This window comes from Amycolatopsis oliviviridis, from assembly GCF_014654365.1.
In the GTDB taxonomy this organism is placed as follows: domain Bacteria; phylum Actinomycetota; class Actinomycetes; order Mycobacteriales; family Pseudonocardiaceae; genus Amycolatopsis; species Amycolatopsis oliviviridis.
This window is the reverse complement of record NZ_BNAY01000003.1, coordinates 224,370-239,860: the sequence shown is the minus strand read 5'-3', so window position 1 is coordinate 239,860 and position 15,491 is coordinate 224,370. Positions and strand designations below refer to the sequence as shown.

Annotated in this window: 15 protein-coding genes; 10 read left to right on the top strand and 5 right to left on the bottom strand. The window is 69.1% G+C overall.

The window, feature by feature from the left end:
- Nucleotides 1–41 precede the first annotated feature (41 nt).
- From IE302_RS14200 to IE302_RS14190, 3 genes are read left to right on the top strand one after another with little or no spacing between them, the layout of a single operon-like run.
- Nucleotides 42–650 carry a TetR/AcrR family transcriptional regulator gene (locus IE302_RS14200; protein ID WP_191254996.1) on the top strand — a complete coding sequence of 203 codons (609 nt, stop codon included), beginning with the start codon at nucleotides 42–44 and terminating at the stop codon, nucleotides 648–650.
- Nucleotides 647–1,537, top strand: a complete 891-nt coding sequence (locus IE302_RS14195; protein WP_191254995.1) for an AurF N-oxygenase family protein — start codon at nucleotides 647–649, stop codon at nucleotides 1,535–1,537. The genes IE302_RS14200 and IE302_RS14195 overlap by 4 nt, the downstream gene beginning before the upstream one ends.
- A gap of 16 nt (nucleotides 1,538–1,553) precedes the next feature.
- A complete protein-coding gene (locus IE302_RS14190) occupies nucleotides 1,554–1,811 on the top strand; it encodes a DoxX-related protein (protein WP_191254994.1) in 258 nt (85 codons plus the stop codon).
- A gap of 61 nt (nucleotides 1,812–1,872) precedes the next feature.
- Here the strand turns inward: IE302_RS14190 and IE302_RS14185 are convergent, their stop codons facing one another.
- On the bottom strand, nucleotides 1,873–2,640 hold the full coding sequence (locus IE302_RS14185; RefSeq protein ID WP_191254993.1) for a S1 family peptidase: 768 nt from the start codon (nucleotides 2,638–2,640) through the stop codon (nucleotides 1,873–1,875).
- 209 nt (nucleotides 2,641–2,849) lie between these two features.
- On the bottom strand, nucleotides 2,850–3,569 hold the full coding sequence (locus IE302_RS14180; protein WP_191254992.1) for a S1 family peptidase: 720 nt from the start codon (nucleotides 3,567–3,569) through the stop codon (nucleotides 2,850–2,852).
- A gap of 460 nt (nucleotides 3,570–4,029) precedes the next feature.
- Between IE302_RS14180 and IE302_RS14175 the strand changes: the two genes are divergently transcribed.
- On the top strand, nucleotides 4,030–4,980 hold the full coding sequence (locus IE302_RS14175; RefSeq protein WP_191254991.1) for a hypothetical protein: 951 nt from the start codon (nucleotides 4,030–4,032) through the stop codon (nucleotides 4,978–4,980).
- Between the two features lie 24 nt (nucleotides 4,981–5,004).
- On the opposite strand, the gene IE302_RS14170 is transcribed toward IE302_RS14175, so the two are convergent.
- Nucleotides 5,005–5,418, bottom strand: a complete 414-nt coding sequence (locus tag IE302_RS14170) for a VOC family protein (RefSeq protein WP_191254990.1) — start codon at nucleotides 5,416–5,418, stop codon at nucleotides 5,005–5,007.
- An 82-nt stretch (nucleotides 5,419–5,500) separates the two neighbouring features.
- On the opposite strand from IE302_RS14170, the gene IE302_RS14165 reads away from it, so the two are divergent.
- From IE302_RS14165 to IE302_RS14150, 4 genes are all read left to right on the top strand, one after another.
- Nucleotides 5,501–6,370, top strand: a complete 870-nt coding sequence (locus tag IE302_RS14165) for a sigma-70 family RNA polymerase sigma factor (RefSeq protein ID WP_191254989.1) — start codon at nucleotides 5,501–5,503, stop codon at nucleotides 6,368–6,370.
- Nucleotides 6,371–6,373: 3 nt separating this feature from the next.
- Nucleotides 6,374–6,745, top strand: a complete 372-nt coding sequence (locus IE302_RS14160; RefSeq protein WP_191254988.1) for a VOC family protein — start codon at nucleotides 6,374–6,376, stop codon at nucleotides 6,743–6,745.
- 119 nt (nucleotides 6,746–6,864) lie between these two features.
- Entirely contained in the window at nucleotides 6,865–7,602 is a 738-nt protein-coding gene (locus IE302_RS14155; protein ID WP_191254987.1) for an SAM-dependent methyltransferase, read from the top strand.
- A 106-nt stretch (nucleotides 7,603–7,708) separates the two neighbouring features.
- On the top strand, nucleotides 7,709–8,050 hold the full coding sequence (locus IE302_RS14150) for a hypothetical protein (RefSeq protein WP_191254986.1): 342 nt from the start codon (nucleotides 7,709–7,711) through the stop codon (nucleotides 8,048–8,050).
- A 4-nt stretch (nucleotides 8,051–8,054) separates the two neighbouring features.
- Here the strand turns inward: IE302_RS14150 and IE302_RS14145 are convergent, their stop codons facing one another.
- The gene (locus IE302_RS14145; protein WP_191254985.1) at nucleotides 8,055–9,011 is read right to left on the bottom strand and encodes an ArsR/SmtB family transcription factor; all 957 of its coding nucleotides are present in this window, start codon (nucleotides 9,009–9,011) and stop codon (nucleotides 8,055–8,057) included.
- A 48-nt stretch (nucleotides 9,012–9,059) separates the two neighbouring features.
- Here IE302_RS14145 and IE302_RS14140 point away from each other — a divergent pair, with 48 nt between their 5' ends.
- Nucleotides 9,060–9,494 carry a hypothetical protein gene (locus IE302_RS14140; RefSeq protein ID WP_191254984.1) on the top strand — a complete coding sequence of 145 codons (435 nt, stop codon included), beginning with the start codon at nucleotides 9,060–9,062 and terminating at the stop codon, nucleotides 9,492–9,494.
- A 49-nt stretch (nucleotides 9,495–9,543) separates the two neighbouring features.
- On the opposite strand, the gene IE302_RS14135 is transcribed toward IE302_RS14140, so the two are convergent.
- Nucleotides 9,544–10,497 carry an NAD-dependent epimerase/dehydratase family protein gene (locus tag IE302_RS14135; RefSeq protein WP_191254983.1) on the bottom strand — a complete coding sequence of 318 codons (954 nt, stop codon included), beginning with the start codon at nucleotides 10,495–10,497 and terminating at the stop codon, nucleotides 9,544–9,546.
- Between the two features lie 216 nt (nucleotides 10,498–10,713).
- On the opposite strand from IE302_RS14135, the gene IE302_RS14130 reads away from it, so the two are divergent.
- The gene (locus IE302_RS14130; protein WP_191254982.1) at nucleotides 10,714–15,372 is read left to right on the top strand and encodes an RHS repeat-associated core domain-containing protein; all 4,659 of its coding nucleotides are present in this window, start codon (nucleotides 10,714–10,716) and stop codon (nucleotides 15,370–15,372) included.
- Nucleotides 15,373–15,491 lie beyond the last annotated feature (119 nt).

The window sequence follows — 15,491 nt, the reverse complement described above, 5'->3', positions numbered from 1 at the left end:
GACCCATTGCTGAAGTGCGGAATCCGTGCTTCACTCCTTGCGTGCCGTACCGACGTACCGAGAAGACGCAGGCCAGGCTGGACTCGCAGCGAGGCGAGATCCTGGCCGCGGCCGTCGCGCTGCTGGCCGAGACCGGCTACGCGGGCTGCTCCATGGCCGCGGTCGCGGCGCGGGCGGGCGTCGGCACCGGCAGCGTGTACCGGCAGTTCCCGTCCAAGGCCGACCTGGTCGTCGAAGTCTTCCGCGAGGTCGTCTCCCGCGAGGTCGCCAGTGTCGAGGCGGCCGCGGCGCAGGGCGACGTCCGTGAGCGCGTCGTCGCGGTGATCGAGACCTTCGCCGGGCGGGCCTTGAAGGCGCCGAGGCTGGCGTACGCGCTGCTGGCCGAGCCGGTCGACGCCGTGGTCGAGGCCGAACGGCTGGTGTTCCGCCGCGCGTTCCGCGAAGTCATCGCCAAGGCCATCGCCGACGGCGTCGCGAGGGGATTGCTGCCTCCGCAGGACGCGGAAGCCACCGCAGCCGCGCTGGTCGGCGCCGGCGCGGAAACGCTGGTCGGCCCGCTGGCCGGGGACGGCGGCCCGGACACGATCCCGCATCTGGTCACCTTCACCCTGCGCGCGCTGGGAAGCTCCGATCCTAGGAGGTCGTCATGACCGCGAACACCGAAAGCGAACGCGTCGCCGAGCGCTTGCAACGCTCCTCCGCGCGGCTTTCCTACGACCCGGACGTCGACGTCGACTGGCAGGCACCGCTGATCGACGGCGCCTACGGCAAGGCGCCGGAGCGATGTTCCTTGTACGGCACCGAGTTATGGGACCGCCTCGACGAAGACCAGCGCGGTGAGCTGAGCCGTCAGGAGGCCGCGGCCGCTGCCGCGTCGGGCATCTGGTTCGAGCTGATCCTGATGCAGGGCCTCGTGCGCCACGTGTACAACAGCGACCCGACGACGCACAACGCCCAATACGCGCTCACCGAGATCGCCGACGAATGCCGTCACAGCACCATGTTCGCCCGCTCGATCGAGAAGAGCGGCGGCGTCGTCCGGCGCCCGAGCCGCTCGGCGCACCGGGCGGGCAAGGTGTTCGGCGCCGTCTGCGGTCCCGCGCTGCTGTTCGCCGGGGCGATCTACGTCGAGGAACTGGCCGACGGCATGCAGCGCGAGATGATGCGCGACGACAGCCTGCAGCCGATGATCCGGATGATCTCCCGCATCCACGTCATCGAAGAGGCCCGCCACATCAGCTTCGCCAAGGACGAACTGGGGCGTGCCTGGGCCCGTCATGGGCGGGTCGGTCGCGAGCTGATCCGCTGGGCGATCGCCGGGATGGCGTACGTCGCGACGTCGGAACTGTTGCACCCCAAGGCGTACACCTCAGTCGGACTCGACCCCCGCGAAGCCCGCCAAGTCGCCGACGCGAACCCGCACTGGCGCCGCACCAAGGCGTCATGGGCGACCAAAGCCGTCGAGTACTTCACCGAAATCGGCCTCATCGGCGGCCCGAGCCGACGGCTCTGGCGACGCGCAGGCGTCCTCGACTGAACAAGGAAGGCAACCCATGTCCGCACGCACCGGCAAGGTCCTCGGCCTCGGCATCGCCGCGACCGGTCTCGCCCACTTCGCCGCCCCCGCCGCTTTTGAACCCGTGACGAAGATGGCCTTCGCCGACGACGTCCGCAACTGGACCTACCGCAACGGCGCCACCGAACTCGCCATCGGACTGGCGATCGCGGCCCGTCCCACGCGGAAGGCCGGTGTCGCCGGGCTGGCCGTCTACGCCGGTTGGCTGGCGAAGCGCGTCCTCAGCCGCCGCTAGGCCGAACGACGAAGCGGGCCGCCTGCCGGCGTGGATCGGCAGGCGGCCCGCTTCGCGCCGGTCAGACCCCGCTGGTCTGGCGGATCCAGTCACGGCCCGCGGCGACGCTGCCGTAGCTGGTGGTGCTGGACCGGTCGCTGGTCGAGCACACGCCGACCTGGACGCCGTCGTCGATCATCGGGCCGCCGGAGTCCCCGCCCGCGACCGCGCCGTTCGGGGTGTCGGCGTCGATCGCCGGGCCGCCGTAGTTGTCCTGGGCGTTCGTGTCGGAGATGCGGACCGTCGCCTGCTTGAGCACCTTCGACTGGTGGTCGCCTTCGTGGTCGGCCTGGGTCGCGCCCCAGCCGTACACGCGGGCGGAGTCGCCTTCCTGAGCGTCGGAGCTGCTGCTCGCGAGGCGGGCGAAGGTGCTCCCGCCGTCGGCGTTCAGCTTGATCAGCGCGAGGTCGCCGCCGGAGTACAGGTAGGTCGCCGAAGCCTTCGCGTGCACGCCACCGGAAGCGCTGTTGGACCCGATGTAGAGGTCGATGTCCTTCAGGCGCTGCCCGTTGTTGTCGTACAGGCAGTGCTTCGCGGTGAGGACCCAGCGCGAGCTGATCAGCGTGCTGGTGCAGAAGAAGGTGTATCCGTTGGCGTGGCCGTTGAAGCGGGCGATGTAGCCGGGGTTCTGGGCGGTGCTGCCACCGATGATCGCCGGCGAGGCATCGGGCGAGACGGGAGCGGTCGGGGCGCTCGCGGACGCGGGTGCCGCGGCGAGGGTGGCGAACGCGGCACAGGTACCGGCGAGAAGGGCGACCGCACGGGCGACGCTGCCAGTGGTTTCACGCATGGGGACTCCTCGGGAAAACGCAGGGGAGAGGGACACTTCGAACGTATTCAGGAAAGGTGTCCCGGGATATCCGCGAGAAGATCCGAACGGATCAACGGGAAAGAACAGTTCTTTCGGAGGATTGCGTCACGCGAAATTGTCCAAAATGGACGAAAAAGAACCGGCACGCCTCGGTGGCCGAGGCGTGCCGGTTCTCCGTGTTCCGGTGCTCAGACGCCGGTCTGCTGCTTGATCCAGCTCAGGTGCTGGGCGATGCCGGTGTAGAGGGTGCTGGTGGCGCATTCACCGCCGTTGTCGCCGGGGCCGTGCGTCTCCCCGACCAGGGTCCAGCGTCCGGTGGTGCCGACGACCGCCGGTCCGCCGGAGTCGCCGTGGCAGGCCGAATGCGTGCGGTCGCCGGAGATGCAGACGTCACCGGAGCCGCCACCGCCGGCATAACAGGAGCTGCTGGGCAGCACCCGGAGATCGATCTGGCGCAGCGTGGTCGGTGTGCTGCAGCTCGGCCAGCTGGTGCAGCCCCAGCCGAGGAGCCGTGCGGTGGTGTTCGGCGCCGGGTTGCTCGTGGCCATCGCGACCGGGGTGGCGCGGACGGGCGCGGACAGGTGCATGAGGGTCAGGTCCGTGCCGGGTTTGTTGACCCGGCGGTCGATCCTGCCGACCTCGCCGCCGGAGTTCTTGTTCGTCGAGCCGATCCGGCCCTGCGACGCGCTGCCGCAGTGGGTGGCCGTCACGATCCACTGGGGCGCGACGAGGCTGCCGCCGCAGCCGTTGCTGAGCGAGACCATGAAGCTGTAGGTCTCGGTGGCGGTGCCCCCTCCGATGATCGAGGGCTGGACACCCGAGTCCGTCTGAGCGTTCGCGATTCCGGGCGTGGACACCGCGAGTGCCGCCGCCAGGATCCCGAGAGCGACTGAAGCCAGTTTTCGCATGTCTGCTCACAATCGGGCGGCAAAGCCGCCTGGTGGTCGTGGATGAGTGAGGGGATGGGGAATCCGGCAGAGGTGCTCGATGCCGGCCGATCAAAGATGTCCGACCAGGCGAGAGACGGAATACCGTCCTAGGTAGGGAGACGAAAGTCGCGGATCGTTCCGCCCTGGGGCCGGCACGCGGAACGCCGGATCGCCTCAGTGTTTCCGTTGGACGGCAAGCCGTCGCGGCCGAAAGCCCGGAACGTTCACGTTTCAGGATCGGGAGTCGTCCTGCCGGGAATCGTTCCGGTGGAATGGTTTCTCCGAATTGTCCGGAATACGGTCATCTTCGAAAGGTTCGCGCCCGGGGATTATGTGGGCCGGATAGAGAAATCCCTGTCAACGGAACAGGACAGTACTTTCTGCGGATTGCGCTTCTCTTGAAAAGAGGACCAAGATCACCGCGGAGGTCGAGAAGCCGATGTCGCTGTTCGCCGTCACCCCGGGTGCCCGCGCCGACGAGGAACTGGTGCGCGTGCTCGCCACCGGTCCCTTCAGCAAGGCTTTGTCGCGGGCCATCGATCACAGCGGGCTGGGACTGGGCAGGCTGAAGGAGCGGCTCGCCAGAGCGGGCGTGTCGATCAGCACGACGACGCTGAGCTATTGGCGGACCGGGCGGACCCGGCCCGAACGCCCCGAGTCGCTGCGAGCCGTCGCCCTGCTGGAGGACCTGCTCGGTCTTCCCCCCGCATCGTTGCGGGATCTGCTCCACCGGCCGGAAAGCGACCGTCCCTCGATACGTCGCGTCGTCGGCTGGGACCGGCTCTGGGATCCGCGAGAGCCGGTGCTTTCCGTGCTGCACTCGTTCGAGTCGGCGGACGAACCTTCCGTCGTGCTGTTGAGCCTGCACGAGTCCCTGCACGTCGGCGCGGACCGGGCGCTGACCCGGCAGCGGGTGCGCGAGATCGTCCGTGCCACCGACGAGCCGGTCCAGACCAGGGTCGTGGTCCTGCGCGGGTGCGCGCCGGGAAGCCCGCCGAGGCTGGTGGCGACGCGCTACTGCGTGCCCGGCCGCACCGAGGTGATTCCCGAGCAGGCGCTCATCGTCAGCGAACTGGTGTCGAACCGGATGCTCGCGCCCGGGGAGACCGCGATCTTCGAGTACGAATTCGAGTACACCGACGGTGTTCCCGACGATCGCTACGATCGCCGATTCCGCCACTCGACGCCGGAGTACCTCCTGGAGATCCACTTCGCTCCGGAGGCGATGCCGTCGAGCTGTCACTCCTATCGGATGGACCACGTCTCCGGCCCGGAGCGGGACGTCACCGACGTGCCGCTCTCGGCGCTCTCCCCGGCGGTCGCGTTCGCGAGCGCGGTGACACCCGGCATCCGGGGGATGGCCTGGACCTGGCCCGCCGAGTCCGGTTGAGCCGGGCTCGGCGGGCCGGACCGGCTATTCCGCGTAGGGCTGGTCTGTTCCCTGGGAGCTGTAGCCGAGGCTCCAGATGTAGCCGTCCGGGTCGGCGAAGGTGCCGCCGTACCCGCCCCAGGGCAGAGCGCCTGCGGGCTTGAGGACGGTGGCGCCCGCCTTCTCGGCTTCGGTCATGATCTCGTCGACACGCGCTTCACTGCGGACGACGTAGGTGAGCACCAGCCCGCTGAAACCGCTGCCTTCCGGGCTCGTGCCCACCTGGTCGGCCAGCCCCTCGCGCCGGTAGAAGCCGACGGGCGACGCTCCGTCCGACTCGAAGAACACGGAGACGCCGTAGTTGTTCTTGATCTTCCAGCCCAGCCCGTCGGTGTAGAACTGCTTGGCCCGGTCCATGTCCTCGACGGCGAGGAGGATCGAGCTGACGTGCGCTTTCATTCCCTGTCTCCTTCGTGCTGTCACATCGGCGTGGCGTCGCCGGTCAATCGGAATGACAGGCCCGGACGGAGGAATGTGACAGATGGTCGAACAGGACTGGGTGACCGAGCGGTTCGCCGAGCACCACGAGCGCTTGCGAGCGGTGGCCTACCGGATGCTCCGCTCCACCGGCGACGCCGAGGACGCGGTGCAGGAGGCGTGGCTGCGGGTCAGCCGCGCGGACACCGGTCAGGTGGAGAACCCGGGCGGCTGGCTGACCACCGTCGTCGCCAGGGTCTGCCTGAACATGCTCGAAGCACGTCAGGTCCGGCGCGAGGAGCCCGCCGGGGCGCTGCCGCCCGAGCCTGTCGCGCCGCATCCGGGTCCCGAGGACGACGCGCTGCTGGCCGACTCGGTCGGGGTGGCGCTGATGGTGGTGCTGGACACCCTGAGCCCCGCCGAGCGGCTCGCGTTCGTCCTGCACGACATCTTCGCCGTGTCGTTCGGGGAGATCGGCGAGATCATCGACCGCTCCCCGGCGGCGGCCCGGCAACTCGCCAGCCGGGCCCGGCGCCGGGTCCAGGGCGCGGCCGCCGCGTCGGACGCCGCGAGATCCCGGAAGCGCGAGGTCGTCGAGGCGTTCCTGGCCGCCTCCCGTGACGGGGATTTCGCCGCCCTGCTCTCGCTGCTCGACGCGAACGCCGTACTCGTCGCCGACCCGGCGGCCGTGCGGATGGGCGCGACCGCCGAGGCCCGCGGCGCCGACGCGGTGGCGGCCGTCTTCTCCGGGCGAGCCGAGGCCGCCCGGCTCGCCCTCGTCGACGGTGTCCCGGCCGCCGTCTGGGCACGCCGCGGCCGGCCGCAGGTCGTCTTCTCGTTCGCCGTCACCGACGGGAAGATCACCGGCATCGAGCTGCTGGCGGATCCGGACCTGCTCCGTGACCTCGACATGGTCTATCTCGGGGGAGAGTGACGCGTGGATCTCAGGCTTTCGTGCTGCGCCCTCGCCGTTCACGACCTGGACGAGACGGTCGGCTTCTATCGTGACGTGCTCGGTTTCGAGGTCCGTGCCGCCGGTCAGGTGGTGAGTGTCAGCCCGCCGTCCCAGCCGGAGCTGCGGATCGTCCTCGCGAGGCCGGACGTGGAGGGAGACCGGCTGCTGGGCAGTCTCACCTTCGCGACCGACAACTGCGACGCGACCTTCGAACACATCGAGGCCACCGGCGCCGAAGTGATGCAAGAACCCATCGACCGGCCCCAGGGCGTCCGCGACTGCGCGTTCCTCGATCCGTCCGGGAACATGCTGCGGTTCAGCCAAAAACGCGTTGTGGACGTGCTTCCCGGCTGACTAGGGTGCGGGCGGCCAGGTCCGGACAAGAGAAGGAGGTGTGCGGCACATGCGCACAAGTGTCGAGCCGTCGAACCCGATTTCGGCAAGCACGCCCATCCTCTCGAAAGGCCTCGCACTTGAACCGCGAACAGATCTCCCGGATCGCCCACACTGATCACCCGATCAAGTCACCGCTCGACGACGCCTCGGTCGATCGCCTGCTGAACGCGGGACTTCCCCGCGGCGACGAACGTGCCATCGACCTCGGCTGTGGCAGCGGGGAATGGCTGGTGCGCGCCCTGGCCGCACGCCCGGGCCTGCTGGCCGAGGGCGTGGATGTCTCCGACGATGCCTTGAGCCAAGCCCGTCAGGCCGCGCATGATCGTGGCGTCACGGACCGTCTGATCCTGCACCACCAGGACGCCGCGAGTTTCGCCTCGACGGCCCGGTTCGACCTGGTGATCAGCGTCGGGGCCACGCACGCTTTCGGCGGCCTGCTCCCCACTCTGGCCGCGGCCCGCCGTCATCTGGCACCCGGGGGCCGCGTCCTGATCGGAGACGGATTCTGGGACCGGACCCCGTCGCCGGAAGCCGTCGACATGCTGGGGGAGGGCACCGACCTGGCCACCACGGTGGATCGCGTGGTCGCCGACGGATGGACCCCGGTCCACGGACACGTCAGCACGCGCCAGGAACTGGATGCCTACGAGTGGTCCTGCTGGGGGTCGCTGGCCTCTTGGGCGCTCGGTCGTCCCGGCGATCCGGACAGTGCCGAAGCACTCGCGACGGCGAATCTCCGCCGGACCGAATGGCTTCGTGTTTACCGGGACACCTGGGGTTTCGTGTCCCTCGTCCTCGCCAGGACTCCCGGCTGAGCCCTCTGCCTGCACTTTTCCGCTCTGGCGCAAAAGTCTCGCCGGTCGGCGGGGAGGGACGGCAGGCTGTTCCCGTGCCCGCAAAGGGCCAAGGGGAGGGGGAACGATGATCCGGAAAGCGATGCTCGTCGGTGGCGCGATGATCTCGGCGCTGGTGCTGGGGAATTCGACCGCGGAGGCGGCGACCAGCTACACCATCTGGCAGGAACTCGACTACGCGCAGTACGACTCCCAAAGCGATTCCGCCTGGGTCTGCGACGAGGAGCAGGACGGCAACGGCGTCTACGCAGAGTACAAGCAGAAGGGCGGGACGAAGCTGACCATCGGCGACAGCAATGGTTCGAAGATCGGCTGCGGCCACGCCAAGATCCCGGATGTGACGTCATTCCGGGTCTGTGAGGACGACGCGGGAGACGACAGCTGTTCGTTGTGGCGGATCGTGCGCTGAAGGTTCAGCCCAGCAGCGCCGCGCCCACCGGCGTGAGGTTGTGCAGCACCACGGCTCCGTGGCGTCGGCTCGTGATGAGTCCGGCGTCGCGGAGCACCGTGGTGTGCCGCGAAACCGCGGCCGCCGAAATCCCGAGCCGGTCGGCGAGTTCGCCGCTGGTGGGGAAGCCCGCCACCGAGTACAGGACGGCGGCGCGGGTCCGGCCGAGCAAGGTCGCCAGGTGTTTCGGCAGCGGCGCGGGTTCGTGCTCGTGGGACACCGGGAAGACGAGGACCGGGGGAAGGTCGTCGTCGGCGAGGGCGACCGGGGTGTCCCAGCAGAAGTAGGAGGGGACGAGCCGGATGCCGCGACCGCGAAGGTGGAGGTCGCGGTCGACGGGGTAGCGCGCGGTCAGGACCGGCGCCTCCCAACGGAAGGCGGGCCGGAGCGAGTCGAGCAGGCCGAGTGTTCCGTTCTCGCCGGCTAGGCGTGAACGCAAGGCGCGGTCGGTGTCGACCTGGGTCCGCACGATTGTCCATTGTGGAGCGATCAGGGTGTCGTGGGCGGTCTCGAGGGCCTCGGCGACCTGATCGAGCGCCGCGCCCGCACCCGCCGCCAGCCGGTGGGTCCATCCGGGCAGACGGCGGTGCTGTGCCATCAGCCCGACTTCGCGCCCGAGCCGATCCGACGGCGTCCCGCGGAGCGCGGTCAGCCCCGCCTTCAGCCCGTCCGCGGATTCGGCGGGGGTGAGGAAATCAGGGAAGTACCGGGCCGGAGGCGCGATCGCCTGCAGGAACCGCACCGCCGCCCGGGCGTCACGCTCTCGCAGGTCTTCCCGCACCCGGCGCCGCCAGCGCGCGAAGGCGGGAATGCCGTCGAGCGCGAGTTTCTGCATCGCCAGCACCGTCTCCCACAGCGGATCCGGTGCCGCTGCGACGCGGACACGGGCCAGGTCACGGTCGGTGAAGTGGATACGAAGCATGACGCCTCCCCCAGGAGTCGTCATTCATTTATCACATCGGAGGGGAACATGAAGGGTCTTCTGAGCAGGAACCTGCGGCGGGCGGTCACGGCGACCGTGGTGGTGTCGGCGGCGACGCTGGCGTTCACCGGCACCGCCTCGGCGTCGACGGGCGCGGGCACCGGATCCGGGAGCGAGGTCTACGGCTCGGCCAACTGGACCTGGACGCTCAGCGGGATGAAGAACATCAACATGGCCGTGCGGGACACGAAATGCGACGGCAACCCGGTCTACGTGTTCTTCGAGGCCGACCTGGGCATGGGGACCATCGACCCGACGCCGTATCGCTGGAACGAGAACGGATGCGGCACCACGAACCACTGGAACAACCTGAAGTACAACTCGGGCACGAAGCTCAGCCGGGTCCGCGTCGTGGTCTGCGTCGACGACGCGGGCTGGGACACCTGCTACCGGAGTGGCTGGCAGTACAACCCCGAAGCGTAGAAGCGGATCGCCGGGGCGCCGATCCGCCGCGATCGGTGCCCCGGGCGGCTCAGGATGCCGGAACGGTGTCTCGGAGGGCTCTGTCGAGGTCGTCGGGCTCGACGCCGAGTGCGGTGCGCGAGATGTCCGGGTCGAGGACCATGGCGTTGGCGTGCAGGGCACTCCATTGTGCCGGGTGGAAACCGAGGGTGAATCCCTGGCGGCGGTGGCGGATTCCTTCCCTGCGGAGCAGAAGTTCGATGACGCTCGAGGGAAGCTTCCAGATGCGTTTCGGAGGGCGGCCAGCCGCGGTCGCGAGGCGAGTGAAGAGGTCGGCCCAAGGGAGGTTCGTGGTGGCGACCGGATAGTTCCCGTCGGCGCGGCGGTCCAGCGCCGCGACGGCTGCTCGCGCGACCTGGGTGACGGTGACGACTGCGGTGGTGCCCGGGTAGGCGAGGATGTCCGCGCTACCGACGGACATGCTGTGCAGCATGGGCTCGAGAGGTGATTGCCTGCCAGGAGTCTTACCCGCGACGTAGGGGAGTTCGAGAACGGCCACGGAGGTCTTCGCGTCGACCGCGGCGCGTGCGCGCTCGGCTTGCTCGATCCTGCTGGCGATGTACGGGCTGAGCTCGGCCAGGCGGAGTGCCGGTTGTTCACGCTGCAGGGTCGCGTAGAAACTGCCGAGGATGACAGCGCGGTCGCACCGCGCCCGGCGGCCGGCGGCGAGCAACCTGGCGACCGGGGCGACGTTGGCGTCATGGAAGAACGCGGTGACGTCGGCGCCGCGCGGTGCGGCGACGGCGGCGGCCGATGCGACGATGATGCCCTTGTGGCCGGTGACAACGGTTTCGAGTCGTTCCTCGGACAGATCGGCGAGGTCGCCGAGGTGGACTGTCACAGCGTCGGGGAGGTTCGCAGGCGGCGTGCGGACCAGCACCGCGACCTCGTGCCCGCGTGCCAGGAGTTCCCGCACGATGTGGTGTCCGATGAAGCCGGTTCCGCCTGTCACCAGGACTTTCATGAGCCGTCCTTTCACCGGTCGCCGTGAGCCCGCCGAAGACATCCTTGAAACTACAGGAAAATCGCGACGAGCTATCTCTGCCACTGCACTGTCGATCAATCCGGAGTGAATGAACGGGCAAGGTCCGGTTCGTTCGCGTCGATCGACCGCCACGAACGATTAAGGTCCCGGCTCGGAGGGTCATCGGCCCCGGATCGTCGTTTCAAAGGGGGCAGGGTGAGCAATCCGCTGGTCGCGCCGGTGAAGGATTCGACGACGGCGGTGTCCGGCGTTCCGTTGCTGGAGAGCGCGACGGGGCTGAAGTCGGCGATCGAGAGCAAGGACTGGGCCGGGGTCGCGATGGGCGCGGTGGGGACCGCGCTGGATGCCCTGACGATGGCGATGGACCCGATCGGCGCGGTCTTCGCGGCCGGGGTCGGCTGGCTGATCGAGCACGTCGGCCCGTTGAAGGAGGCGCTGAACGCGCTGACGGGGAACGCGGACGAGATCTCGGCGCAGGCGCAGACCTGGACGAACGTCGCCAAGGAACTGGAGAGTGTCTCGGCGGAGCTGGTGGATCTGGTCAAAAAGGATCTGCAGAGCTGGAAGGGTGACGCGGCGGACGCCTACCGCGGCCAGTCCGAGGACACCGCGGCGCTGATCGCCAGCGCGCAGAAGGGGTGCGAGGGCGCGGCCAGCGGGGTGAAGACCGCGGGCGAGGTGGTGGCCGCGGTCCGCACACTGGTCCGCGACATCATCGCCGAGCTGGTCGGGCATCTCATCTCGTGGGCGTTGCAGGTGGTTTTCACGCTCGGGATCGGGATGACCTGGGTGGTGCCGCAGGTCGTCGCCGCCGTGGCCAAGACCGCGTCGAAGATCGCCCAGCTCACCACCAAACTGGTCAAAGCCCTCAAAGCGCTGGTCCCGCTGCTGAAGAAGGCCGGGGCGCTGTTCGGCGACGCGGGCAAGGCGTTGAAGGGCCTCAAGGGCGGCAAGGTCAAATCGGCGGGCAAGCCCAAGGACCTCGACGTCAAGTCGAAGAAACCCGCTGGGGACAAGGGCGGGGATTCCACGACTCCGTCGGGGGACAACCCGAAGGGCGGCGATTCCACCAAACCGTCGGGTGATCACTCGACGACGAAGAACGGCGATAGTTCCACGAAACCGCCGGGGGAGACCAAGAACGACCCGCCGGCGGGGTCCGTGGGGGACCAGGGCACGACGACTTCCGGTGCCAAGAACAACACCAAGGTTCCGGACGGCGGCGGTTCGCGTTCCATCAAGGACAACAACACCAATCCCAAAGAGAACTCCAGCCCGCCCTACTGCCGTCCCGGCAGCGGCGATCCGATCGACATGACGACCGGCCGGATGATGATCCTCGAAACCGACGTCGAGATCGACGCCGCACTTCCGTTGTCCTTGCGGCGCAGCCACTTCTCGACCTACCGCGCGGGCATCGGGCTCGGCCCGACGTGGGCGTCCACTGTGGACCAGCGGCTGGAGGTCGAGGACGGCGAGGTCGGTTTCGCGGCCGAGGACGGCACGCTGCTGACCTACCCGGTCGCCGAGGGCGCCGTTCTGCCGGTCGAGGGGCCGTACTGGCCGCTGAAGCGATCGCCCGAAGGCGGATACGTCATCGAGCAGCCGGACCTCCAGCGGATGCTGTATTTCACCCCGGACGGGGTCGGGGGACTGCCGCTGACCGCGATCTTCGACAACGACGGCCAGCGGATCCACTTCGTCCACGACCTCCAGGGCGTGCTGCGGGAGATCCGGCACTCCGGCGGCACCCGGGTCGAGGTCGAGACGACCGAGGGCCTGGTCACCGCGTTCACCCTGCTCGGGGACGAGGAGACCGACCGCACGGAGCTGGTCCGCTACCGCTACGACCGCGACAGGCGGCTCACCGAGGTGGCCAACTCCTCCGGCCAGGCGCTGCGCTACGACTACGACGGGCTCGGCCGGGTCGTCCGGTGGACCGACCGCAACGGCCGGTCCTACGAATTCACCTACGACGAGCTCAGCCGGTGCGTCAGGGGCGCGGGTGCCGACGGGCACCTCGCCTACACCTTCACCTACGACCGCGAGGCGCGGGTGAACACCGCGACCGATTCCTTGGGCAACACCACCGAATACCACCTGAACGCGGACTTCCAGCTCGTCAAGGAGGTCGGCCCGCTCGGCGGCGCCAACCACTTCACCTGGGACCGCCACGACCGCGTGACCGCGCACACCGACGAGCTCGGCCGCACGACCCGGTGGGAGTACGACGAGCGCGGCGACCTGGTCGCGTACACCTTCCCGGACGGTGCGCAGCGCCTGTTCGAGTACGAAGACCGCCGGGTCGTGTCGCTCGTGGAGCCGGACGGGGCGGTCTGGCGGCGGGAGTACGACGAGGCGGGCCGCCTCGCGGCGAGTGTGGGCCCGCTCGGCTCGACCACGCGCTACACCTACGGCGAAGACGGGAACCTGCGCGAGCTCGTCGACGAGGTCGGCAACCGCACGACGGTCGCGTCCGACCGGTTCGGCCGGGCGATCGAGGTCACCGATCCGCGCGGCGTGACCTGGCGGCGGACCTTCGACGCGCTGGGCCGGGTCACCGAGGAGGTCGATCCGATCGGCGGCACGACGCGCTACGAGTGGACGGTCGAGGGCGCCGGCTGGCGACGCGTCGCGCCCGACGGAACCACGCAGCGCCGGGTCTACGACGCGGAGGGCAACGTCCGGGAGGAGCACGACGAACGCGGCGAGGTCGCGCGTACCGATTTCGGTGCCTTCGACCAGCCGGTCACCAGGATCGCCCCGGACGGCTCCCGGCTGCGCGTCGAGCACGACACCGAGCTGCGGATGATCGCCGCCACCAACGGCGACGGCCGCACCTGGCGCTTCGAGTACGACGCGGAGGGACGCACGGTTCGCGAACAGGATTTCGACGGCCGTGTCCTCACCTACGCCTACGATGCGGCTGGCCAGCTCATCACCCGCACCAACGCGGCGGGCGAGGTCACCACGTACGTCTACGACCTGCGCGGCGAGGTCATCGAGAAGCGGACGGCCGACGACGTCTGCCGTTACGCCTACGACGGCGCCGGCCGTCTTGTCAGCGCGGTCAACCGGGACGCCGAGGTCACCATCGCCTACGACGAGCTCGGCCGCGTCGTCGCCGAGACCTGCGACGGCCGGACGGTCATCTCCGGCTACGACCTCGCCGACCGCCGGATCTTCCGCCGTACCCCCTCGGGCGCGGAAAGCCGCTGGGATTACGACGGTTGCGACGCTCCGGCCACGCTGGTGACCGGACGGCACTCGATCGCCTTCCGGCACGACGCGGCGGGCCGGGAGGTCTGGCGTGGCCTCGGCGCCGCCGAACTGACCCAGGAATGGGACCCGCGGCACCGGCTGCGCGCCCAGAGCGTGACCACCACGTCGGGCGCGGTGGCGCAGCGGCGCGTCTACGACTGGCGCCCGGACGACGTGTACTCCGGGGTCCAGGACCAGCTCCTCGGCCGTCAGGAGTTCACGTTCGACCGGGGCGGCCGGGTCGTGGACGTGCAGCGGCCGGGCGGAGCTGAGCACTACGCCTACGACCGGTCCGACTCGGTGGCCATCCAGGCGCCGGTGGCCGAGCGGTACGACGTGCAGGGCCGGTTGGTGAGCAGGGCGGGCTGGACCTACTCCTGGAACGGGGAGGACCGGCTCGTCGGTGTCACGACGCCGGACGGGCAGCGCTGGCAGTACCGCTACGACGCGCTGGGACGCCGGGTGGCGAAGCAGCGGATGGACGGTGACGTGGTCGTCGCCGAGACCCGCTTCGCCTGGGACGGCGAGGTACTCGCGGAGCAGGTCGAGACCACGGCCGCCGGCGAGACGCGGGGCACGACCTGGGAGTGGGATTGCCGCCAGGACACCCCGGTCGCGCAGACCGACCGCGTCTACGCCGACGGCCGGTGCGTCGACGAACGCTTCTGCTCGATCGTCACGGACTTCATCGGGACGCCGTCCGAACTCGTCGACGAGGCCGGGCGGATCGCCTGGTACCGCGACGAAACCCTGTGGGGAGCGCCGCGCGCGACGACGTCCGGCCCCTCGACGCCCCTGCGTTTCCCCGGGCAGTACCTCGACGCCGAGACCGGTCTGCACTACAACCGCCACCGGTACTACGACCCGCGGACCGCCCGGTACCTCAGCGCCGACCCGCTGGGGCTGACCGGGGGCCTGAACACCCACGCCTACGTGCCCAACCCGCTGCTCTGGAGCGACCCGTTCGGACTCGTCGGGCCTTGCCGCACCGGAGGCCTGCGCCCGGACAAGGGCGGCAAGGGCGGCAAGGACAAGGCCAAGAACTCCGTGGGCGGTCTGCGGTACGACCAGATGGCCCAGAACGGCAAACGCGGCGAGCGCAACCGCTTCGAGCACGTCAAGCTCCACGCGGACAACTATCCCGGTACCAAGGCCGACCACGGCGTCTTCGGGACGAAGGGCGGGAATCCCTGGGACGACAAGAAGATCTCGAAGATCATCGACCAGGGATGGGCCAAGCGGAACGACAAGGGCACCATCGTCGAGCATCAGTCCGGCGGGGTCACCGCCTACACCATTCCGATGAACAAGAAGATCGGCTACATCGACGAACGCGTCCCCGATCGGCATCCCGACGGCTCGGTCAAGCGGGACACCTGGGACAAGAACACCGAGCAGTGGTTCGGCGACGTGGTCTACAAGAAGGACGGCGGTGACTGGGTCCGCGAACAGAAGGACCTGGATCACCTGAAGATCGTCGTCAAGGACGACAACAGCGTCATCACGGCGTATCCCGACCGTATCCGCGATTACAACCCCGACTCGACTTTGAAGCCGGAACGTCCAGGACCGCCCCGGCGAGGCCACCGGTAACGCGAGGACGACAGATATGGCGGCGCGGCTCCGTGATTCCGTCCACCATGTTGGGCCGCCGTCACTTTCCGGCTACGGAGCAGGCGGGAAACTCCTGCGGTAGATCTTCATGTTGCCTG

What these genes read in the sequence shown, in the direction of transcription:
- IE302_RS14185 (WP_191254993.1), bottom strand. Translation starts at nt 2,640, where the DNA reads ATGCGTGAAACCACTGGCAGCGTCGCCCGTGCGGTCGCCCTTCTCGCC.
- IE302_RS14195 (WP_191254995.1), top strand. Translation starts at nt 647, where the DNA reads ATGACCGCGAACACCGAAAGCGAACGCGTCGCCGAGCGCTTGCAACGC.
- IE302_RS14170 (WP_191254990.1), bottom strand. Translation starts at nt 5,418, where the DNA reads ATGAAAGCGCACGTCAGCTCGATCCTCCTCGCCGTCGAGGACATGGAC.
- IE302_RS14165 (WP_191254989.1), top strand. Translation starts at nt 5,501, where the DNA reads ATGGTCGAACAGGACTGGGTGACCGAGCGGTTCGCCGAGCACCACGAG.
- IE302_RS14190 (WP_191254994.1), top strand. Translation starts at nt 1,554, where the DNA reads ATGTCCGCACGCACCGGCAAGGTCCTCGGCCTCGGCATCGCCGCGACC.
- IE302_RS14150 (WP_191254986.1), top strand. Translation starts at nt 7,709, where the DNA reads ATGATCCGGAAAGCGATGCTCGTCGGTGGCGCGATGATCTCGGCGCTG.
- IE302_RS14140 (WP_191254984.1), top strand. Translation starts at nt 9,060, where the DNA reads ATGAAGGGTCTTCTGAGCAGGAACCTGCGGCGGGCGGTCACGGCGACC.
- IE302_RS14175 (WP_191254991.1), top strand. Translation starts at nt 4,030, where the DNA reads ATGTCGCTGTTCGCCGTCACCCCGGGTGCCCGCGCCGACGAGGAACTG.
- IE302_RS14145 (WP_191254985.1), bottom strand. Translation starts at nt 9,011, where the DNA reads ATGCTTCGTATCCACTTCACCGACCGTGACCTGGCCCGTGTCCGCGTC.
- IE302_RS14180 (WP_191254992.1), bottom strand. Translation starts at nt 3,569, where the DNA reads ATGCGAAAACTGGCTTCAGTCGCTCTCGGGATCCTGGCGGCGGCACTC.
- IE302_RS14135 (WP_191254983.1), bottom strand. Translation starts at nt 10,497, where the DNA reads ATGAAAGTCCTGGTGACAGGCGGAACCGGCTTCATCGGACACCACATC.